Source organism: Mycobacterium sp. IDUB_37 (genome assembly GCF_055419245.1).
On the sequence record NZ_JBVAXG010000001.1, the window covers coordinates 1,036,203 to 1,054,520 of the forward strand.

The 18,318-nt window shown below is 63.3% G+C and carries 18 protein-coding genes; 5 read left to right on the plus strand and 13 right to left on the minus strand.

The features are described 5' to 3' along the window. Positions 1-18: 18 nt before the first annotated feature. A complete protein-coding gene (locus tag ACZY1I_RS04770) occupies positions 19-1,239 on the plus strand; it encodes a CaiB/BaiF CoA transferase family protein (protein ID WP_463753512.1) in 1,221 nt (406 codons plus the stop codon). Continuing rightward, positions 1,236-2,468 (plus strand): cytochrome P450, encoded by a 1,233-nt coding sequence (locus tag ACZY1I_RS04775; protein ID WP_463753098.1) that lies wholly within the window; start codon positions 1,236-1,238, stop codon positions 2,466-2,468. The genes ACZY1I_RS04770 and ACZY1I_RS04775 overlap by 4 nt, the downstream gene beginning before the upstream one ends. A gap of 105 nt (positions 2,469-2,573) precedes the next feature. Here the strand turns inward: ACZY1I_RS04775 and ACZY1I_RS04780 are convergent, their stop codons facing one another. From ACZY1I_RS04780 to ACZY1I_RS04815, 8 genes are read right to left on the minus strand one after another with little or no spacing between them, the layout of a single operon-like run. Continuing rightward, positions 2,574-3,176: a TetR/AcrR family transcriptional regulator gene (locus ACZY1I_RS04780; RefSeq protein ID WP_463753099.1), complete on the minus strand. Its 603-nt coding sequence runs from the start codon at positions 3,174-3,176 to the stop codon at positions 2,574-2,576. A 22-nt stretch (positions 3,177-3,198) separates the two neighbouring features. Then, a complete protein-coding gene (locus ACZY1I_RS04785; protein WP_463753100.1) occupies positions 3,199-4,368 on the minus strand; it encodes a lipid-transfer protein in 1,170 nt (389 codons plus the stop codon). Further along, a complete protein-coding gene (locus tag ACZY1I_RS04790) occupies positions 4,365-4,826 on the minus strand; it encodes a MaoC family dehydratase (RefSeq protein WP_463753101.1) in 462 nt (153 codons plus the stop codon). The genes ACZY1I_RS04785 and ACZY1I_RS04790 overlap by 4 nt, the downstream gene beginning before the upstream one ends. Next, entirely contained in the window at positions 4,823-5,932 is a 1,110-nt protein-coding gene (locus tag ACZY1I_RS04795; protein ID WP_463753102.1) for an acyl-CoA dehydrogenase family protein, read from the minus strand. Before ACZY1I_RS04795 ends, ACZY1I_RS04790 begins: the two co-directional genes overlap by 4 nt. 20 nt (positions 5,933-5,952) lie before the next feature. Continuing rightward, entirely contained in the window at positions 5,953-6,366 is a 414-nt protein-coding gene (locus tag ACZY1I_RS04800; protein WP_463753103.1) for a Zn-ribbon domain-containing OB-fold protein, read from the minus strand. Then, positions 6,366-6,914 carry an FAS1-like dehydratase domain-containing protein gene (locus tag ACZY1I_RS04805; protein ID WP_463753104.1) on the minus strand — a complete coding sequence of 183 codons (549 nt, stop codon included), beginning with the start codon at positions 6,912-6,914 and terminating at the stop codon, positions 6,366-6,368. The genes ACZY1I_RS04800 and ACZY1I_RS04805 overlap by 1 nt, the downstream gene beginning before the upstream one ends. A gap of 16 nt (positions 6,915-6,930) precedes the next feature. Continuing rightward, a complete protein-coding gene (locus tag ACZY1I_RS04810; RefSeq protein WP_463753106.1) occupies positions 6,931-8,118 on the minus strand; it encodes an acyl-CoA dehydrogenase family protein in 1,188 nt (395 codons plus the stop codon). After that, entirely contained in the window at positions 8,118-9,290 is a 1,173-nt protein-coding gene (locus tag ACZY1I_RS04815) for a cytochrome P450 (protein WP_463753513.1), read from the minus strand. Before ACZY1I_RS04815 ends, ACZY1I_RS04810 begins: the two co-directional genes overlap by 1 nt. Before the next feature lie 260 nt (positions 9,291-9,550). Here ACZY1I_RS04815 and ACZY1I_RS04820 point away from each other — a divergent pair, with 260 nt between their 5' ends. Further along, positions 9,551-11,011, plus strand: coding sequence for an aldehyde dehydrogenase family protein (locus ACZY1I_RS04820; protein WP_463753107.1), 1,461 nt, complete (start codon positions 9,551-9,553; stop codon positions 11,009-11,011). Further along, positions 11,008-13,377: a CaiB/BaiF CoA transferase family protein gene (locus ACZY1I_RS04825; protein ID WP_463753108.1), complete on the plus strand. Its 2,370-nt coding sequence runs from the start codon at positions 11,008-11,010 to the stop codon at positions 13,375-13,377. The genes ACZY1I_RS04820 and ACZY1I_RS04825 overlap by 4 nt, the downstream gene beginning before the upstream one ends. 5 nt (positions 13,378-13,382) lie before the next feature. Here the strand turns inward: ACZY1I_RS04825 and ACZY1I_RS04830 are convergent, their stop codons facing one another. The 3 genes from ACZY1I_RS04830 to ACZY1I_RS04840 form a co-directional block, all read right to left on the minus strand. After that, positions 13,383-13,859: a MaoC family dehydratase gene (locus ACZY1I_RS04830; protein ID WP_463753109.1), complete on the minus strand. Its 477-nt coding sequence runs from the start codon at positions 13,857-13,859 to the stop codon at positions 13,383-13,385. Continuing rightward, positions 13,856-15,049 (minus strand): amidohydrolase family protein, encoded by a 1,194-nt coding sequence (locus ACZY1I_RS04835; RefSeq protein WP_463753110.1) that lies wholly within the window; start codon positions 15,047-15,049, stop codon positions 13,856-13,858. The genes ACZY1I_RS04830 and ACZY1I_RS04835 overlap by 4 nt, the downstream gene beginning before the upstream one ends. Positions 15,050-15,136: 87 nt before the next feature. After that, positions 15,137-15,772, minus strand: a complete 636-nt coding sequence (locus ACZY1I_RS04840; protein WP_463753111.1) for an isochorismatase family protein — start codon at positions 15,770-15,772, stop codon at positions 15,137-15,139. Positions 15,773-15,821: 49 nt separating this feature from the next. On the opposite strand from ACZY1I_RS04840, the gene ACZY1I_RS04845 reads away from it, so the two are divergent. After that, positions 15,822-16,271, plus strand: coding sequence for a nuclear transport factor 2 family protein (locus ACZY1I_RS04845; protein ID WP_463753112.1), 450 nt, complete (start codon positions 15,822-15,824; stop codon positions 16,269-16,271). Positions 16,272-16,278: 7 nt separating this feature from the next. Here ACZY1I_RS04845 and ACZY1I_RS04850 read toward each other — a convergent pair whose 3' ends face one another. Next, complete coding sequence (locus ACZY1I_RS04850; RefSeq protein ID WP_463753113.1) at positions 16,279-17,181, minus strand: TIGR03619 family F420-dependent LLM class oxidoreductase; 903 nt, start codon at positions 17,179-17,181, stop codon at positions 16,279-16,281. Further along, positions 17,178-18,314, minus strand: a complete 1,137-nt coding sequence (locus ACZY1I_RS04855; protein WP_463753114.1) for an acyl-CoA dehydrogenase family protein — start codon at positions 18,312-18,314, stop codon at positions 17,178-17,180. The genes ACZY1I_RS04850 and ACZY1I_RS04855 overlap by 4 nt, the downstream gene beginning before the upstream one ends. Positions 18,315-18,318 lie beyond the last annotated feature (4 nt).

Below are 18,318 nucleotides of genomic sequence, written 5' to 3' on the forward strand. Positions count from 1 at the left end.
TGAGCATCGGAGGACCCCATTTCCGTCGACAAAGTACTCAGCGGAGTCCGCGTCCTGGAGGTTGCCGCATGGACATTCGTGCCGTCGGCCGGCGCCGTGCTGGCCGAGTGGGGCGCCGAGGTTATTAAGGTCGAACCACGCGAGGGTGGAGACCCGCAGCGCGGACTTGTCACGATGGGCATCGTGGACTCAGGCGGTGGCACGGTCAACTACATGATCGAGATTCCGAATCGCGGAAAGAAATCAATCGGCGTCGATCTGAGCACAGCAGGCGGCCAGGAGGTCATTCGCAAGCTCGCCGCGACGTGCGACGTATTCCTCACCAGCTATCTGCCCAGCCGTCGCAAGAAAATGGGCATCGACGTCGACGACATCCGCGCGGTGAACCCCAGCATCCTGTATGTGCGCGGGTCGGGCCACGGTCCCAAAGGTCCTGACTCGGACAAACCCGGGTACGACGGCGTCTCCTACTGGGCACGCGGCGGCATCGCCACCATGCTCACTGAAGACGGCGACGAGCTGGTGCGCTCGCGGCCCGCCTTCGGAGACCTTCTCGGCGGCATGACGATCGCGGGCGGAATTGCCGCCGCGCTGTACAAGAGAGCGACCACCGGCCGTGGATCGGTGGTGGATGTCTCCCTGCTCGGGCTGGCGGCCTGGAACCTCAGCCCTGACGTCGCCGTGAGCCAGATCCACGGCGGTACTTCTATTCCGAAGTACAGCCACGTCGACGCCCCCAACCCATTGGTGGGGACCTACCGCACCAAAGACGGCCGCTACGTCCAGCTCATGATGCTTCAACTCGACAAGTTCTACCCCGAAGCAATGCGGGCCATTGGTCTGCCGGAGTTGGTCGACGATGCGCGATTCGCCGATCCCGCAGCGCGATTCGCCAACCGCGGGGAACTCGTCTCGCTCATGGACAGGGTGTTTGCCCAACGCACACTTGCCGAATGGCGAGAGCAGTTGGCCGGCCTTTCCGGGGCCTGGGGTGTTGTTCAGACGCCGGGAGAGCTTTGCGACGACCCAGCGGTGACCGCGAATGGCTATGTCGCGACTACCTCCACGATGAACGGGGCGCCATATGCGTTGCCCACCAACCCCGTCCAGTTCGACGAGCAGGCCGTCATCCCGCCGGGGGCGCCCGAACACGGCCAGCACACCGAGGAGGTCTTGATGGAAGCAGGCCTGGACTGGGACGTCATCATGGCTTACAAGGAGACCGGAGCGATTCTATGAGCCCACCCGCTACGCAGGCCGTCACCGGCGAACCGGTTGAATTCGACCCGTTTTCGGAAGACTTCTTCAATGGGGCATTCGACACCTACCGACGCCTGCGCGACGACGCTCCGGTCTACTACAGCGCAAAGTGGGATTTCTGGGCGCTGACCCGCTACGACGACGTCGCGCCCGCCACTAAGGATCACGAGACATTCTCCTCCGCCAAGGGCGCCACTCTGGACATGGTGCAGGCGCACGACGACGCGATACCGCTGCCCAAGGTGATCATCTCAATGGACCCACCTCAGCATCAGAAGATGCGCAGGTTAGTGAGCAACGTGTTCACCCCGCGCGCCATCGCCGCGCTGGAAGACATGGTGCGCGAAAAGGTCTACGAACGCGTCCAGGCGCTTGACCCGTCTTCCTTCGACGTGGTGGCCGACTTCTCCGCGTTGTTCCCAAATGAGGTCATCACCACCATGCTTGGCGTGCCCAAGCAGGACCGCGATCAGATTCGGCTCTGGCTCGATCTACTGCTCGAGCGCCATCCGGGCGAGATCGCCACGACCGCGGCGGGTCGCCAGGCTTCGATGAGTACCGGGCTCTATTACTACAACCTGGTACAGCAGCGCCGCGCCGAACCTTGCGACGACATGATCAGCCGCCTCATCGAGACCGAGATCGAGCGGGACGGGCAGGTGGAGAAGCTCACCGATGTGGACATCACCGGTTTCGCCACCATGCTCGGGGGAGCGGGCGCCGAGACCGTGACCAAACTCGTCGGCAATGCCATGGTCGCCTTCGCCGACTTTCCCGAGCAGTGGCAGAAGCTACGAGAGGACCGCAGCAAGATCCCCGCCGCGATCGAGGAATTGCTGCGCTACGAGGCGCCGTCCCAATATCAGGTCCGGACCGCCACCCGCGATGTCACGTTGCACGACAACACGATTCCAGAAGGCAGCGCCGTACTGCTTGTCACCGGTTCGGCGACGCGGGATGAGCGCAAATTCCCCGACCCGGACCGACTCGACATCGACCGGGAGCGCAAGATGGGGTTCAATCTCGCGTTGGGTTATGGCGTGCACAGTTGTCTGGGTGCCGCGCTGGCCCGAATGGAGAGCCGCATCGCGCTGAATGCGCTGCTGGATCTCATCCCCGAATACGAACTCGATCGCGATGGACTGCGTCGGGTGGCAATGTCCAACGTCTGCGGTTGGTCGAATGTGCCGGTCCGAAAAGCGGATTGAGTAAAGCGATGAGCTGATCAGCCTCGATCGCGAGGGTCTGACGTATCAGGACTACACCGTCAACTTCCTGCGCAAAGGCAGCATCGCCAACGGCGCGGGCACGTACTAGACCTTTCTGCGCCTGTCATCCAGGAAGCCACGGACGACGTACGCGCGAACGAAGTCTGCCACCGTCAAGTCGTCGCGCAGTCCGAGATAGGGGGACGGAGTGGTGAACAGCGAGAACAGCATCCGGGCAAACCACTCCGAAGCCAAGTGGATGTCGAGGTCCCTGCGCACCTCACCGGTGAACTTCGCCGCCGCGATATAGGGCGCCAAGAATTCGCTGCACTCCCGCAGCAGCGTGGCAGCGTTTTTGGTCAACATCAGGTCGACCTCTTCTTGGTCGAAGTACGTTTCGGGTTCCACCACCCGACGAGCCTGCGTGACGAAGACGCCGGCTCGTGCCAATTTGTCCTCGAGCGCATTTCCACCGTCGCGGTCGATCGCTTTGGCCAGCTTGCGGTAGAAGCTCTCGGAAGCCACCTCGGCACAGGTTTCGACGATGGAGGCCTTGTCCGGAAAGTATTCGTAGAACGTGCTTCTGGACAAATCGGCGGCGCGCGCGATGTCGACTATCGTTGCTTTGCGCAGTCCATGGTTGCGAAAGCAGGCGAAAGCAGCGGAGATAATCGCATCGCGGGTGTCGACCGTCGCCGCGTATGTCATTGCTGTCCCCTACTTTTCGAGCTCAGCGATCAGGCGCGAGGATCAACCCGCTCGTCGGGACACCGGTGCCCGATGTGACGAGCACGTTTTCGACGTTGTCTACCTGATTGTGGGACGTGCCGCGCACCTGCCGGACTCCCTCGGTGATGCCGTTCATGCCATGGATATAGGCCTCCCCGAGCAGTCCGCCGTTGGTGTTGATCGGCATCCGCCCACCCAGTGACAGCTCGTCGATCGAGACGAAGTCCTTAGCTTCGCCCCGGCCGCAGAACCCCAGTTCCTCGAGTTGGGTGAAGACGAAAGGCGTGAAGTGGTCGTAGAGGAAAGCGGTCGAAATGTCTTGTGGCTTAAGCCCGGAGTTCCGCCACAACTTGCTTCCGACCACCCCCATTTCGGGCAGGCCGGTGATCTCCTCGCGGTAGTAGCTGGTCATCACCTCGCCGTCATACGCGGCGCCCTGGGCTGCCGCCGTGATCACGGCAGGCGGCCTGGCCAGGTCCCGGGCTCGCTCGACGCTCGTCACCACCATCGCGACGCCGCCGTCGCTTTCCTGGCAGCAGTCGAGCAGCCTCAGCACCGGATCGATGATCCACCGCGATTGTTGATGCTGCTCAAGGGTTATCGGCTTGTCGTAGAACCAGGCATCCGGATTCTTCGCGGCGTGCTTGCGGTCGATTACGGCTATCTTGCCGAAATCCGCGTTCGTGACGCCGTATGTCGTCATGTAGCGCTGGGCGTGCAACGCGACCCAGGCGGCCGGGGTCATGAAGCCGAATGGCGCATAGGGGGCCATCCACAGCGGTGTCACGCCTGGCTGACGGCCGGCGCCGCCGAATCGGAAACCGGAACGTTCGTTGAACGCGCGGTAGCACACCACCGCTTCGGCCACACCCGTGGCAACGGCCATGGCGGCTTGCATCACCGTGCCGGCGGCGGCCCCACCACCATGGGGAACCCGGGTGAAGAACGTCAGGTCCCGGATCCCGACATTGCGTGCGACCTCGATCTCCTCGTTGTCGTCGACGCTGAAGGTGACCATGCCGTCGATGTCGGCGGGCCGCAGTCCGGCGTCGGCGATTGCGGCCTTGACCGCCTCGCAGGCGAGTTGCATCTCACTGCGCCCCGATTCCTTGGAGAACTCGGTTTGGCCGATCCCAACCAGGGCAGCTTTACCGCCGAGACCGTCACTCATGCAGCTGAGCCTTCGAGGCCGTCGAGCAGGCTGAGCAGCGCGGTTCCCGAGACGTGGTCGCCGAGGCTGTTGGTGCCCTTGAACGTGACCTCGACGAATCCTTCGCCGTCGGCCGTCGATTTGCCGGTGACGGACCCGGTGAAGCGCATCGGGTCGTTCGGATATGCGGGTACGCCGAGACGGATCGACAGTTTCTTGATGATCGCCTCAGGGCCGGCCCAGTCGTGCAGAAACTTCACGCACAACCCATTGGTTGTCAGGATATTCAGAAAAATGTCCTTGGAGCCTTGGGAATTGGCGAAGTCCCGGTCGTGGTGTACGGGCATGTAGTCGCGGGATGCGATTGCGCCGGCGACAATCAGGGTGGTAGTCACCGGAACGTCCAACGGAGTGACTTCGTCACCCACATTGATGGAATTCCACGCCAGCGTTGAGGTGCGGTCGACGGTGGAGGTCATTCGGTTCCTTCCGGGTATGTGCTGCCGAGGCGAGCGAGTTGTTGGGAGGCCGAGCCCAGTGAAAGCTCGATCTGCTTGCCCCACAAGAAGTATCGGGGGAGCACATAGGTAACGTCGATGCCGATGCCGCCATGCACTTGCTGCGCCGACGCGACCACTCGCGCTCCGGCTTCGGCCGCCCAGAATTTGGCGATCGTCGCCTCTCGGGACGCCGGTCGGCCCTCCGCGATCAGCCACGCGGCGTGCCAGGTGGTCCAGCGGATTGCCTCGACGTCGATGAACGCATCCGCCAGTCGCTGCTGAACGGCTTGAAATGAACCGATCGGTCTGCCGAACTGCTCGCGTTCGCTGGTGTAGGAAGCTGCGATCTTCAGCGCGTGTTCGGCTACGCCGACCTGCATCGCGCATAGTCCGACGAGAGCCCGCGTATAAAGCGAACCGACCGCGTCGGTGTCACCTGCCCCGCTGAGGCGGGTCGCGGCGACGCCGGTGAGTTCGACGTCGGCATAGGGCTCCCCGGTGGTGGTCTCGGCCGGGGTGATCGTGACGCCGTCGGTCGTCGTATCGACGACGAAAAGGGCGGGGCCGTCATCGGCGCGCGCCGAAACCACCATGGCGTCGGCGATCTGGGCCGCGGGCACGAGTTCCTTCGAGCCATCCAGGATCCAGGAGTCGCCGTCAGCACGGGCGGTGGTGCGAGGCGCGGTCGGGTCGGAGTTGCCCGGTTCGGCGAGTGCGGCGGTCAGGATCGCAGTGCCGTCAACCACTTTCGGTAGATAACGCTGCTGGATAGCCGAGTCGCCATGGCGTGCAATCGTATCGGCGCCGAGCACCAGGGTCGCGTAGACGGGCACCGGCGCGACGCTCCAGCCGACCTCGGCGAGTAGCACACCGAGGTCGACGAATCCGCCACCGCTGCCGCCGACGGATTCGGGCAGCGCGATGCCCAGCAGATCCGACGAAGCCAGTTCGCGCCACAGGGTGGGGTCGTGGCGCACCTCACCCGATTCAAGTTCGATGAGCTGTTCGGGGGTAGCGCGGTGCTCGAAGAGTTGGCGGGCGACCTTGCCGACGGTCTCTTGTTCTTCGGTGAAAGAAAAGTCCATGCTCGCTTATGCCTCGCTTGTCAGCGCGCGGGCCGGAACTGATGCAGGACCAGCTCGTCGCCGCTCGGGATTGCTTCGAATTTCTCGTAGAAGACCTCGACGGGTAGCCCGGCTTCAATCTCCGCGGGCTCGATGTCACACAGGTTGGACACCAGGCGTACGCCTTCGTCGAGCTCGACCAGCACCACCACATAGGGGTACTGCAGGAACGGCAGCGGCGGATACTGCGGCATCACAAAGCTGTAAACTGTTCCACGCCCGCTTGATTCGATTGAGTCCCAGTCGAGCGACTGGCAGTTCCCGCACATTGGCCGAGGCGGCACCCGCAATGTCTTGCAATCGCTGCATCGCTGAATCAGCAGCTTGTGGTCCTTGAGACCCGACCAGAAGAACTCAGTGTCCGGACTGATCGAAGGGGCGAGTCTGTTGGCCATCAGCTTCCTGTCTTGAATCGCAGGGTGCGGAACCGCTGGCGGCCGATCACTTCGCCGTGCTGATCGCGGTAGGTCGTGATCCAAGTGACGAAGTAGCCCTTACCCATAGCCGTCTTCTTCTCATCGGAGATCGTTTCGAAGACCGTTTCGGCGCTGATCTCGTCGCCGACGCGGGGGTATCGCTCGACTTCGAACTCTGAATTGGTAGCGACGGTGCCGGTGTACCCGGCATCGGTGAGGAACTGAAGTGGGTTCTCTTTCAGCACGATCGGCACGCCACCACGCTCATGGATACCGACGAGCTTGGGCGGCGCCATCGTCCACGACTGCAGCATGACCGGAGGTGAGACGAGCCCGCCGTGGCGGGAGGAGGCGGCGAACTCCGGGTCGAGGTACGCGGGGTTCATGTCGTCCAACGCGTACGCCCAATGGCGAATCATCGCCGCGTTCACCGGATCTGGCGCCTTGGCGGGCTGTCCGGAGCTGATGGGTTCGCCGATGAGCGCATCGAGGCGCTCGCGCAGTTCATCTTTGGTGGTGTCGGTCACGGGGTTCGACTTCCTCTCAGGATGCGCTGGCCCGCATGTCCCGGGGTGCGCGCGGCATCCGGAGACCGGCCATAGCGATGATGTCGCGTTGGAGCTCGTTCGCTCCGCCGCCGAATGTATTGATGACCGCCAAGCGGTAAGCGCTTTCCAGTTCGCCCTTGAGCGGAGCCGCCGAGTCTTTGCGCACGCCGGCATGTCCGACAACTTCGAGGAGTTCACGGGCAACCTGCTGGGTGAGTTCGGTGCCGAACACTTTCGCTGCGGATGCCTCACCCATCCCCAGCGCGCCCGAGCTCATCGTGGCATTCACGCGGAGGTTCAACAGTCGGTAGGCGGCGACTTGTGCTTCGACTCGGGCCAGGGCCTGCTGCACCCAGGGCTGGTCGATGACCTTGCCGTCGTCGAGCGGTGTCGTCGATGCCCATTTGAGCGTCTTTCTGAAAAGCGGCTCCAGGGCACCGAGATTGCCGAGCGCGGCGCGTTCCAGGTTGAGCTGATTCGTCACCAGCGTCCAGCCCTGATTCTCGCCGAGCACGATGGCGCTCTCGGGCACGCGGACGTCGTCATAGAACGTGTAATAGGTGGAGACACCCGGCATGGTGTGCAACGGCTTCCAGGAGAACCCGGGCGTGTCCGTCGGCACGATGAACAGGGTGATTCCCTTGTGCTTCTTCACAGTTGGATCGGTGCGCGCCGCCAGCCAGATGTAGTCGGCGAACTCGGCTCCGCTGGTGAACATCTTCGAACCATTGATGACGAATTCGTCGCCGTCGCGTACTGCCGAAGTGCGAAGCGAGGCAAGGTCGCTGCCCGCGCCGGGCTCCGAGTAGCCGATCGCGAATTCGACGGTGCCTTGCAGAATCGCAGGCAGGAACTTTGCCTTCTGTTCTTCGGTGCCGTACTGAATGAGTGTGGGACCCACAGTGTTCAGAGTGATCATCGGCAGGGGAGCGTTGACCCTGCGCGCTTCCTCCGAGAAGATGTACTGCTCGAGCGCGGTCAACCCGCCGCCGCCGTATTCAACCGGCCAGGCGACGCCGAGTAGCCCCGCGTCACCAAGAGCGCGCCTGCATTCGGACATCGCCGAGCCGCCCTCCATGAGGTTGGCGACGGCGGCGCGACGCTCGGGGGTCATCACCGCCTCGAGGCGCGTCCGGTAATCCTTGCGGAGCTGCTCCTGCTCGGGTGTGTAGTCGAAGTCCATCAGTTGCCTACTCCCAGTCGAATTGGCATGCGTTTCACACCAGGCACCATGGTGGCGCGAAGCCGTGACACGTCGCCGGTGAGCTCGATCGTCGGATAGGTGCCCAGCAGCACCTCGAACATCACCCTGGCCTCCAAGCGGGCAAGCTGAGCGCCGAGGCAGGCGTGTTCTCCAGCCCCGAATGCGATGTGCGGGTTGGGATTACGGGTAATGTCGAAGGATTCACACGTAGGTCCGAAGATCTCCTCGTCGCGGTTGGCCGCGCCGTAGAGCATGACGATGGTGTCGCCTGCTTTGATCTTCTGGCCGCGTATCTCCACATCCGCGGTGGCGTGGCGAGCCATGTGGGTCACGGGACTGGTGAATCGCAGCATCTCCTCGACCGCGCTGGGCAGTAGCGACGGGTTGGACCGCAGCAGGGAGAACTGATCGGGGTGATCGATCAGCGCCAGTGTGCCCAGTGCGATGAGGTTGCGGGTGGTCTCGTTTCCTGCCACCAACAAGAGGAAGGAAAAGTTCAGCAGATCCGCATCACTGAGACGTTCACCGTCGACCTCCGCCGCCGCCAAGATGCTCAGCAGGTCGTTTTGTCCGCTGACCTCACCCGACCGTCGTGCGGCGATCAGCTTGGTGAAGTATTCGTAGAGTTGGCCCAGCGCAACCAGGTGATCCAGTTCGATGTCCGGGTCAGCCGTACCCACGGCCGCGTCCGACCAGGTGCGGAACTTCTCCCAATCTTCTGGCGGGGCACCTAGCATCTCGGCGATCATCCGGGTGGGGAGAGGCGCGGCGATCTCCTCGGCGAACTCGTACTCCCGGGCGGGGTCGACTCCGTCGAGGATGCCCTTCACAATCTCTCGCACCTTGGGTTCCAGCAAGGTCACCTGGCGACGGGTGAAACCGGAATTGATCAGTTTGCGAAGCTGGCGGTGACGTGGGGGGTCGGTGAAGATCAGGTTGCCCTCTTGGACCGGTTCGGGTTGAGCCGGATCGGGGATCGTGATGCCCTTCGTCGAGGTGAACGTCAATGGATGACCCGAGACGTAGCGAATGTCTTCGTACTTCAGTAGTGCCCAGAAGTTCGTGACGTCGTTCCACACGACCGGCGTCGTGTTGCGGAGTTCCCGGTAGGCGGGGTACGGATCGCCAGCGTAGAAGTCTGGCGAGTGCAACGGAACAGTAGTGGTCGGCACTACACGCCTTCCTCGGGCTGTGAGGTTCCGGACAGAACGCCTGGAAATGTCCGTTTTCACTTTGTCTACCGGATGTGTGATGCCCATGTCAATTGAATGTCTATACATCTATAAACTAACGTGATTGACGCATCGCGGCGACGCCCCCGCCCATGCACATCAGGATTGGATATGTCTGTTCTCATCCGGATGCCACAGTGGGCAGGCCATCGCGAGGCGGTCAGGAAGGCAGGCGGTTGATGTCGGATTCGCGTTCCCTCATCGATGTATATGAGCACTACATCAACGGCCGATGGACAGTTCCGGACAACGGGCGCTACGACGTCCTGAATCCCGCCACCGAGGCTGTGATTGGGCGAGCTCCCGATGCCAGCGTCGCGCAGGTGCAACAGGCGGTGGCTGCGGCGAGGACGGCCTTCGACACGGGTCCGTGGCCCACTGCCAAGCCCGAGGAACGTGCTCGATGCTTGCAACAGCTCAGCGAAGCGCTGCTGGCCAGGAGCGAGCAGATCTACGCATTGGCCCAGGCAGAGTGGGGCTGTTCGGCCAACGAGCGGCTGATTCACGTCGAGGGTCCGGCATTCATGGTCGGTCACGCCGCCGAACTCGCGCGCGAGCCGGCCGAAGCGCCGTTGGACGCCTGGGGGGCGGCCGGGACGACATTGTTGCGTTACGAGCCGCTAGGCGTCGTGGCGGCAATGACGCCGTGGAACTTCCCGCACACGCTGAACGTGATGAAGTTGGGCGCGGCACTTGCGGCCGGGAACACGTTGGTCCTCAAGCCGTCGCCCCTGACCCCGCTGGCGGGGCTGGCGTTGGCACGAATCATCCACGAGGACACCGATATCCCGCCGGGGGTCGTGAATGTCGTCACACCGACCAGCGTCGAGGCGAGCAGAAGCCTGACGTTGGACCCCAGGGTCGACATGGTCAGCTTCACCGGTAGTTCGGTCGTCGGCCGCGATGTGATGGCCGGCGCAGCGACCACGATGAAGCGCGTCTTGCTTGAGTGCGGGGGCAAATCAGCCGCCATCCTGATGCCCGATGTCGAGGTGAGCGACGAACTGTTGGAGCGGCTGCTGTTCGAAGGATGCATCATGCATGCCGGCCAGGCCTGCATCCTCAACAGCAGACTGCTGCTGCCCGATTCGATCCACGACGATGTAGTCGCGCGACTAGCCGAGCTGGCACGTGCCGTGGTCGTCGGCGATCCCACGGATGCAGCGGTCACGATGGGACCGTTGATCAGCCGCCAACACCTCGACCGTGTCCAAGGCTTCGTCGAACGTGCAGAAGCGGACGGCGCAGCAGTGGTGGCGGGGGGAGCCCGTCCCAAGCATCTGAACAGCGGCTTCTATTTTGAGCCAACGATACTCACCGATGTATCGGCCGATTCCTACATCGCGCAGGAGGAGGTGTTCGGTCCTGTGCTGACAGTGTTGCGGTACCAAGACGACGATGACGCGGTGTTCATCGCCAACAACTCGGCCTACGGGCTCGGCGGTGCCGTCTGGGGGACCGACGTCGACCGCGCGGTGGCTATCGCCCGCCGGATCAGGACAGGGCAGGTGTCGATCAATGGCACGATTCCCGGGGACGCGCCTTTCGGGGGCTTTCGGCAGAGTGGAATAGGCCGGGAGGGCGGAGTGATGGGACTGCGCGCTTACATGGAGCCGAAGGCCATCGGGATACCCGCGTGAACCGACCGTTGGGGGATTTGCGTGTCGTCGAACTGGCCTCCGAGATCGCGGGCCCGTACTGCACAAAGCTACTGGTCGATCTCGGCGCTGACGTGTGCAAGATCGAACCCCCATCAGGTGATCCGCTGCGCCGCTGGGATTCGCGAGGTGGGCTCTTCGAGTATCTGAATGCTGGAAAGCGTGGCTTTGCAGTCGATCTGGCGAATGCCGACGATGTTGCCGCGGTCCGCGAGCTGATCGCGGGGGCAGATGTGTTCGTCGAAAGCCTGCCGACGGGCACGTCTGAGCGCCGGGCATTGGGCCTGGACGCGGAGAACCTCGCCAGGATCAACCCCCGACTTGTCGTGGTGCGAATATCCGGTTTTGGGCAGGAGGGCCCGCTGCGTGACCGGGTGACGACATCGCTCACCTTGCAGGCGGCGGCAGGCTGGGTCAATGTGCGCGAACCCGGCAGAGCGCCGGTGCAGGCCGGTGCCCGGATCCCGGAGTACATCGCAGGCTCGTATGCGGCACTCGGCGCGCTCACCGCGCTGCGAATCGCCACTGCCGGAGTGAACCGTCCGGTCGAGGTGGACGTCTCGATGTTCGAGTCGCTGCTGTCGACGCTGCCCTACCCCATGCTGATGGCTGCGCGCCTGAAAAGCCTGAAACGGCCGACCAATTCCAAGGCCGCACCGATGCTGGGTATCGTGCGCGCCGCGGATGGCTGGATAGGGATCAACTGCTTGACCGGCCAGCACTGGCTGGACGTGTGTGCGATGGTTGGGTTGCCCGAGTTCGGCGAGCATCAACTCGCGATCATGCTCGGCGGGCCCGAGCGTGACGAGTTCTTCACCAAGGCTCAGCCATTTCTCGCCTCGATGGCAGTTGCCGACTTGGTTGACCTGAGCCAGGCCATGCGAATACCTGCGGCGCCGATCAGCGAAGGCGACACCATCCTGCATTGTCCCCAGTATGCGCAGCGTGGGTTCTTCATCGAATCGACCATTGGCGACGGGCGATTCACCAGACCCGGACCGCCGTTCCGATTGTCGAAGACACCGATCCCGCCGCCGCTACCTGCTCCCGCCGTGACGTCGGATGCGCCCGCCGGGTGGGGTGAGCGCCCCGCACGCCACCGAAATAGCGACGTGCTTGAGGTGTCGCTGCCGTTCGCCGGGCTGAAGGTGTTCGACCTGAGCACCTTCTGGGCAGGCGCCTATCTGACGTGCTACCTCGGTGCGTTCGGCGCCGACGTGATCAAGGTCGAGTCGATTCAACGGCCCGACGGGCATCGCTACTCTGGCGCGCTACTGCGCAGCGGCGACGACTGGTTCGAGCGCGGGCCGCTATGGCAGGGAACGAATCTCAACAAGCGAGACGTCACGCTGGATCTCGGCTCTGCGGCCGGGCGGGAGCTTGCACTTCGGCTGGCCGCTGAGGCGGATGTGGTGGTAGAGAACTTCTCGCCACGGGTGGTTGAGCAGTTCGGGCTGGATTACGACTCCATCGTGAACGTCAATCCCGACGTGATCATGGTGCGGATGCCCGGGTTCGGGCTCGACGGGCCGTGGCGCGACTACGTTGGCTGGGCGCTGAATATCGAACAGGTGTCCGGGATGTCGGCCGCGACCGGCTACTCAGACGGTCCGCCGTGCAATCTGCAGGGGCCGGCCGACCCGATTGCCGGCGTGCATGCGGGTATCGCACTTTTGGCCGCGCTTGAGCACAGACGGTCCACCGGCGAGGGTCAGCTCGTCGAGGTCGCTCAGATCGAGGTCGGCGCGGCTGTGACCGCCGAACCGGTCATCGAGTACTCATTGACCGGAACGGTGCGGCCGCGAGAAGGAAACCGTCACCGTGAGTACGCCCAGGGCGTCTACCCGACCAGCATCGCTGACGAGTGGGTCGCGCTGACGGTGCGCGATGACACCGACTGGCTTGCCGTGCTGGACGCCATTGACCGTGACGACCTGCGCGACGACCCGAGGTTCGTTTCCGCAGACGCTCGCCGGGAGAATCATGACGAATTCGATGAGATCCTGACGGAGTGGACGTCAGGGCGACGCGGGGACGCGCTTGTCGCAACATTTCACCAACACGGTGTGCCTGCCGAGCGGCTACTTGCGGCCGACCAGATGTACGAGGTCGAGCAACTCAAAGCGCGCGGTTTCTATCAGGATCTGACCCATTCGATCACTGGGTGCCACCGGTTCCCGGGCTGGCCCTTTCGGTTCTCGCCAGGTCCGGCACACCAGCATCGGACCCCCGCACCCACACTGGGTCAGCACAACGCCGAGGTGCTTGCGGCGCTAGGACTTTCAGAGCCGCAGATTGCGGCGCTGCATGAACAACAGGTGATCGGGCACCGCGTGCTGAACGCCTGAGAGCCTCAGCCGTCAACCATTGCGGCGATGGTGTCGACAACACACGCCGGCCGGTCGTTTCCCTCGACTTCGACGGTGACGCGCACGGTAGCCCGGCCGCCTTTGTCGTTGCGCTCCACTTTCAGTAGTTGCGCACCTGCCCGGATGCGTGAGTCGACCGGAACCGGCGCGGGGAACCGCAGCTTGTCGGATCCATAGTTCACCTGCATCGAAAGCCCGGTCACGCGGTAAATCTGTTGCACGAGAATGGGTACCAGCGACAGGGTCAGATAGCCGTGCGCGATGGTCTTCCCGTAGGGACCGGCGGCAGCCTTCTGCGGGTCGACGTGAATCCACTGATGGTCGCCGGTGGCCTCGGCGAACAGATCGATCTCCTTCTGTGTGACCTGACGCCAACCGCTGTAGCCCAGGTGCTCGCCCACATGAGCCTCAAACGCCGAGATGCCTGGATACTCTTTCGGAGAGGTAGGCGCCTGGGTCATGCCGGGACCTTGAGCCCTAACTGCTCAATAGCGTTGCCGCCCATAATCTTCGCCTTCGCGGAATCCGAGACGCCGTCAAGCCGGTCGACGAAGCTCAGCGGGTCGCCGATGCCCTCGGGGTGGGGGAAATCGGAACCGAACATCACGTGGTCCTCACCCATGATGTCGATGATTCCCTTGAGGTCGTCTTCGAGGAACGGGTGGATGTAGATGTTGCGCTTGAACACCTCGACGGGATGCTCGTCGAACTCCTTGGGCATGATCTTGTACGCGGTGTTGAGTTGCTCGAGTAGGTTGCGCACCCAGCCGCTGCCGTTCTCGACGCAGAGGATCTTCAGATCAGGAAAGCGTGACAGCGCTCCATGGCAGACCATCGCGGCCAGGGTGTCTTCGATGGCCCGGTGGCCCATTACAACCTCGCGGAGCGCACTCGGCTTGAAGGACAGGTATTCGCCGCCGCCTTCCCACTCCATCAGGTGCTTTTGGTAACCACTGTCTGAGGCATGCATGGTGACCGGCATGCCGGCGTTGACGACCTCTTGCCAGAACGGATCGAACTCGGGCAGGCCCATGGATCGCGATCCGCCGAAACGGCTGGGCACCGGTGCCGGCCGGACCAGGAACGTCTTCATCCCGCGCTCGACGCCCCAGTGAAATTCCCTGATGGCTTCGTCAACCAACGGCAGGCAGATGACGGGGGTCGCGAAGATCCGGTCGTGGTAGTTGAACGTCCAGTGTTCGTGCATCCATTCGTTGAGTGCGTGGATGATCGCGTGGGTGAGAACCACGTCGTCTGTGGTGCGTTCTTCGATGAGGCTGGCCAGCGTCGGATACATCACGCACTGGTCGAGGCCCAGCTCATTCATCAGCTCGAGTCGCGGGGCGGGTGCCTGATAAGCCGGGATGACATCCATTGCGTCGCCGATGAACTCGCGGAAGTTGAGGCCCTCGGGATTGTTGCCCAGGAAGTAGTCCTCGGCGCTGCCCGGCCGGGCCACCCGCGCGAAAGTCGGATTGGGGATCATGTGGCTGATGTGATCCTTGACCACGAGTTTGGGCCTGCCGTTGACCTCGACGTAGCCGACCTTGCCACGGTGCTGCTTCGGCAGGTACTTCGTGAGCGCGTCAGTCGTCTCGTACATGTGGTTGTCGATATCGAAGACCGGATACGGCAATGAACGGGAAGACATAAGCCCTTCCTCCTGAGCAGCGAATATGATCATTTACGCCAAGTGAGAATGACGTTATCATCCCCAACCCGCAACATCCAGATCGGGTCAGGGTCCGGACAACTCTTTCCAAGCGTCTACCACCGCGTCGGTGCTGGTCAGCGTGGTGAGCAAGGCCAACGTGTTGTCGATGACGGATTCTGCATACTCTCGCGGATACCCACTCACCGCGTCGCGGGGCAGTACGAACTGATAGCTGCGATTCACCGCGTCCATCACAAAGTTCTGGATAGCGATGTTCACCGAAACCCCCACGCCCACAATCGTCTTGATATTCATGTTGCGCAGCACAGAGTCGAGATCGGTACCGGTCATGGGCCCGACACCGTGGGTGCGGGTGAGCACGAGGTCGCTGGGAACCGGACCGAGTTCGGGCAGTACCGATGCACCGGGACTGCCCGGCGTCAAGTCGGCCGCAAAGGACTTGCCGGCCATGAACAGCCGGGCGTTGGTGTTCGACCCACGGTTGTCAGGGCGCTTCTCGATGAGGCAATGCACGACCGCAACTCCGGCGGCCCTGGCCGCGTCGAGCAGTCTGGCGATGTTCGGAATGGCTTCGCGGCGAGCCTCTTCGGCCAGGAAGGGGAGCCCGGCCTGCGGCCCGATCACTCCACCTTGGCACTCCTGCGTGACGAGCGCGGTGGTGGCGGGTTCGAGCAGATCCTGCAAGCGTGGTGGCGGCATGAGAATAAACGTTATCGTGTGTCCGAGTGCGATTTCCAGGAGGAGCCCGGTGGAGACTTGGGAGCTTGAGGTCCGTGAGTCGGTGCGGCAGACGTTGGCCGACTACACCGCGGCCACTGATCGGTTCGATCTTCGTTCGTTGGCGTCGTGCTTCGGTGACGAGGGCGTGCTGGAATTCACCGGAGGCGCTGCACCGTTAACGGGGCCTGCGGAAATCGAGGCCGGCCTCAGCACCGCGGTGGCCCGGCCATTGCAGGAGGGGAAACCGCAACCGCGGACCGCGCCGACACACGTCCGCCACCACGTGTCCAGTGTCCGGTTCGGGTCTGTGGCTCGCGACAGGGCCGAAGTCAGCAGCTACTTCGCTGTCCACACCGATATCGGCCTCGATCACTGGGGCCGCTACCGCGACGTCCTTGTCCCTGTTGACGGCCGATGGTTGTTCATCCATCGACGGATCAGTGTGGATGCATTCGCCGCCGACAGTCTGATGGCCTGAGTGCGCGTTATGCAGTGATGAACTCTTGGGCGAAGGCGCGGGAACGATCGATGACTTCGGCACGGTCGGCGCCCGGCGGCGCGACGGTGAGCCAGGTGACCCCGGCCGCGGCGAGCTGTGCGATGGTGGCGTGACGTTCATCGGCCGATTTGCGGTCATCCAACAGATTTCCCGCGGAGAAGCAGATGTCCAGCGGTGCGGTGCGGCCTATTTCGGCCGCGTATTTCTTGGCCCAGTCGATGGAGATCACCAGGTCGTCGATCGATGAGATCTCCGCGGTGCGCGAGGCCGCGGCGTAGCCGAACGTGTTGAACGGCGCCCATCCCTGGGCGCGGGACACCGCGCGCCGGACCGCCGCTTTGCTGTTGCCCCCAACCCACACAGGCGGCGCAGTCACCGGCAGCGGGCGCAGTCGGACGCCGCGGGCGGCGAACGATGTGCCTTCGTAGGCGACGTCCTCGCCGCTCAGCACCTTGTCCAGTACATCCAGTGCCTCGTCAAGCAGAGCTCCGCGGTTGTCGAAATCGATTCCGAGGGCTTTGAATTCGGGCTTCAAGTATCCCGCGGCCGTCCCGAGGATGAGACGTCCCTTCGACAATGCTGCAAGGCTTTGAATTGATTTTGCCCCGAGAAACGGGTTGCGGTAGGCCGCGATGTAGACATTGGTCAGCAGCTTGATGTCGGTTGTCGCGGCGGCGGCAAAAGCCAACGCGACGAACGGATCAAGGGCGTGGTGTCCGCCATGGTCCAACCACTTAGCGTCGGGCGCGGGGTGGTCGGTGACGTGAACCGCCGCGAAACCACTTGTCTCGGCTAACCGTGCGATGTCGGCGATGGCTTCGGCAGTCACGAACTCATCGACTGCCTCCACACGCTGGGTGGGCAATTCGAGGGAGAAGGATATGGTCACGAGGGTCCTTTCACGTCGGACAGGAGCGTCGCGAGGCGCTCGGCGTGGTAGTCCGGGTTGCCCAAGATCAACTGAGTGGCCTTGGCGCGTCGGACGAAGAGGTGCGCATCGTGTTCCCAGGTGAAGCCAATGCCACCGTGGATGCGCATGTTGTCCAGGGCGACCTGCAGGAAGGCCTCCGAACAAGCCAGCTTTGCGACGGATGCTGCGGAGGGTAGTTCGTCGTTGTCGGCCACCTCTACGGCGTGCGTCGCGGCCGACCGGGCCCCCTCGACGACCACCAACATGTCCGCACACCGATGCTTGATCGCCTGGAAACTGCCGATCGGGCGGCCGAACTGGATTCGGTGCTTGGCGTAGTCAACGGCCATGTCCAGGCAACGTTGCGCCGCGCCGACCTGCTCGGCTGTCAGCGCGACGATGGCGAGGTCCGATGCACGTGCCAGGAAGCCGGCGGCGGAACCCTCCGTTCCGATCAGATCTGCCTGCGTGCCGTCGAACTCGACCCGGGCTACCTTGCGGGTGCGGTCGAGCCCGGCCAGCGGCGTGCGACGAACTCCGTCCGCCTCGGCTAATACTGCGAGAAAGGAGATGCCGGCGTCGGTGTTTGCGGCCGCCAGAATGACGTCCGCGGTGTGACCGTCGATGACCAATGGCGCAGCACCGTAGAGTCGGTGCCCACCGTCGTCGCGGTCGGCCCGCAACGTCACGGCGGCGGGATCCCACGCGTCCAGTCGGCCGTTGAGGATCAGCGTTGCGGTGGTCGATCCGTCGATGAACCCAGGGACGAACCGCGCGGCGGCCGTGTCGTCGCCGCTGGCGAGGATCGCCTGTGTTGCCAGCGCCACGGTGGCAAAGAACGGTGAGCACAACAGCGCGCGCCCCATTTCCTCGAAGACCACGGCCAGTTCGGCCACCCCGGCGCCCGCCCCGCCCCATTGCTCGGGAACAGCGATGCCATGCAGGCCTAATTCGCCGGCCATCTGACGCCAGGCCGTCTCGTCGAACCCGGTGTCCGTTGCCATCAGCTTGCGAACGGTCTCGCTGGGTGACGTGGCAGTCAGATAGTCGCGCACCACGCCTCGGAGATCGTCGATTTCACTCATCGAACCGCCGATGGCTTTGTCGGTCATGGGC

What these genes read in the sequence shown, in the direction of transcription:
- ACZY1I_RS04790 (WP_463753101.1), bottom strand. Translation starts at nt 4,826, where the DNA reads ATGACCTCCACCGTCGACCGCACCTCAACGCTGGCGTGGAATTCCATC.
- ACZY1I_RS04795 (WP_463753102.1), bottom strand. Translation starts at nt 5,932, where the DNA reads ATGGACTTTTCTTTCACCGAAGAACAAGAGACCGTCGGCAAGGTCGCC.
- ACZY1I_RS04855 (WP_463753114.1), bottom strand. Translation starts at nt 18,314, where the DNA reads ATGACCGACAAAGCCATCGGCGGTTCGATGAGTGAAATCGACGATCTC.
- ACZY1I_RS04830 (WP_463753109.1), bottom strand. Translation starts at nt 13,859, where the DNA reads ATGACCCAGGCGCCTACCTCTCCGAAAGAGTATCCAGGCATCTCGGCG.
- ACZY1I_RS04780 (WP_463753099.1), bottom strand. Translation starts at nt 3,176, where the DNA reads ATGACATACGCGGCGACGGTCGACACCCGCGATGCGATTATCTCCGCT.
- ACZY1I_RS04785 (WP_463753100.1), bottom strand. Translation starts at nt 4,368, where the DNA reads ATGAGTGACGGTCTCGGCGGTAAAGCTGCCCTGGTTGGGATCGGCCAA.
- ACZY1I_RS04775 (WP_463753098.1), top strand. Translation starts at nt 1,236, where the DNA reads ATGAGCCCACCCGCTACGCAGGCCGTCACCGGCGAACCGGTTGAATTC.
- ACZY1I_RS04810 (WP_463753106.1), bottom strand. Translation starts at nt 8,118, where the DNA reads ATGGACTTCGACTACACACCCGAGCAGGAGCAGCTCCGCAAGGATTAC.
- ACZY1I_RS04840 (WP_463753111.1), bottom strand. Translation starts at nt 15,772, where the DNA reads ATGCCGCCACCACGCTTGCAGGATCTGCTCGAACCCGCCACCACCGCG.
- ACZY1I_RS04835 (WP_463753110.1), bottom strand. Translation starts at nt 15,049, where the DNA reads ATGTCTTCCCGTTCATTGCCGTATCCGGTCTTCGATATCGACAACCAC.
- ACZY1I_RS04800 (WP_463753103.1), bottom strand. Translation starts at nt 6,366, where the DNA reads ATGGCCAACAGACTCGCCCCTTCGATCAGTCCGGACACTGAGTTCTTC.
- ACZY1I_RS04820 (WP_463753107.1), top strand. Translation starts at nt 9,551, where the DNA reads ATGTCGGATTCGCGTTCCCTCATCGATGTATATGAGCACTACATCAAC.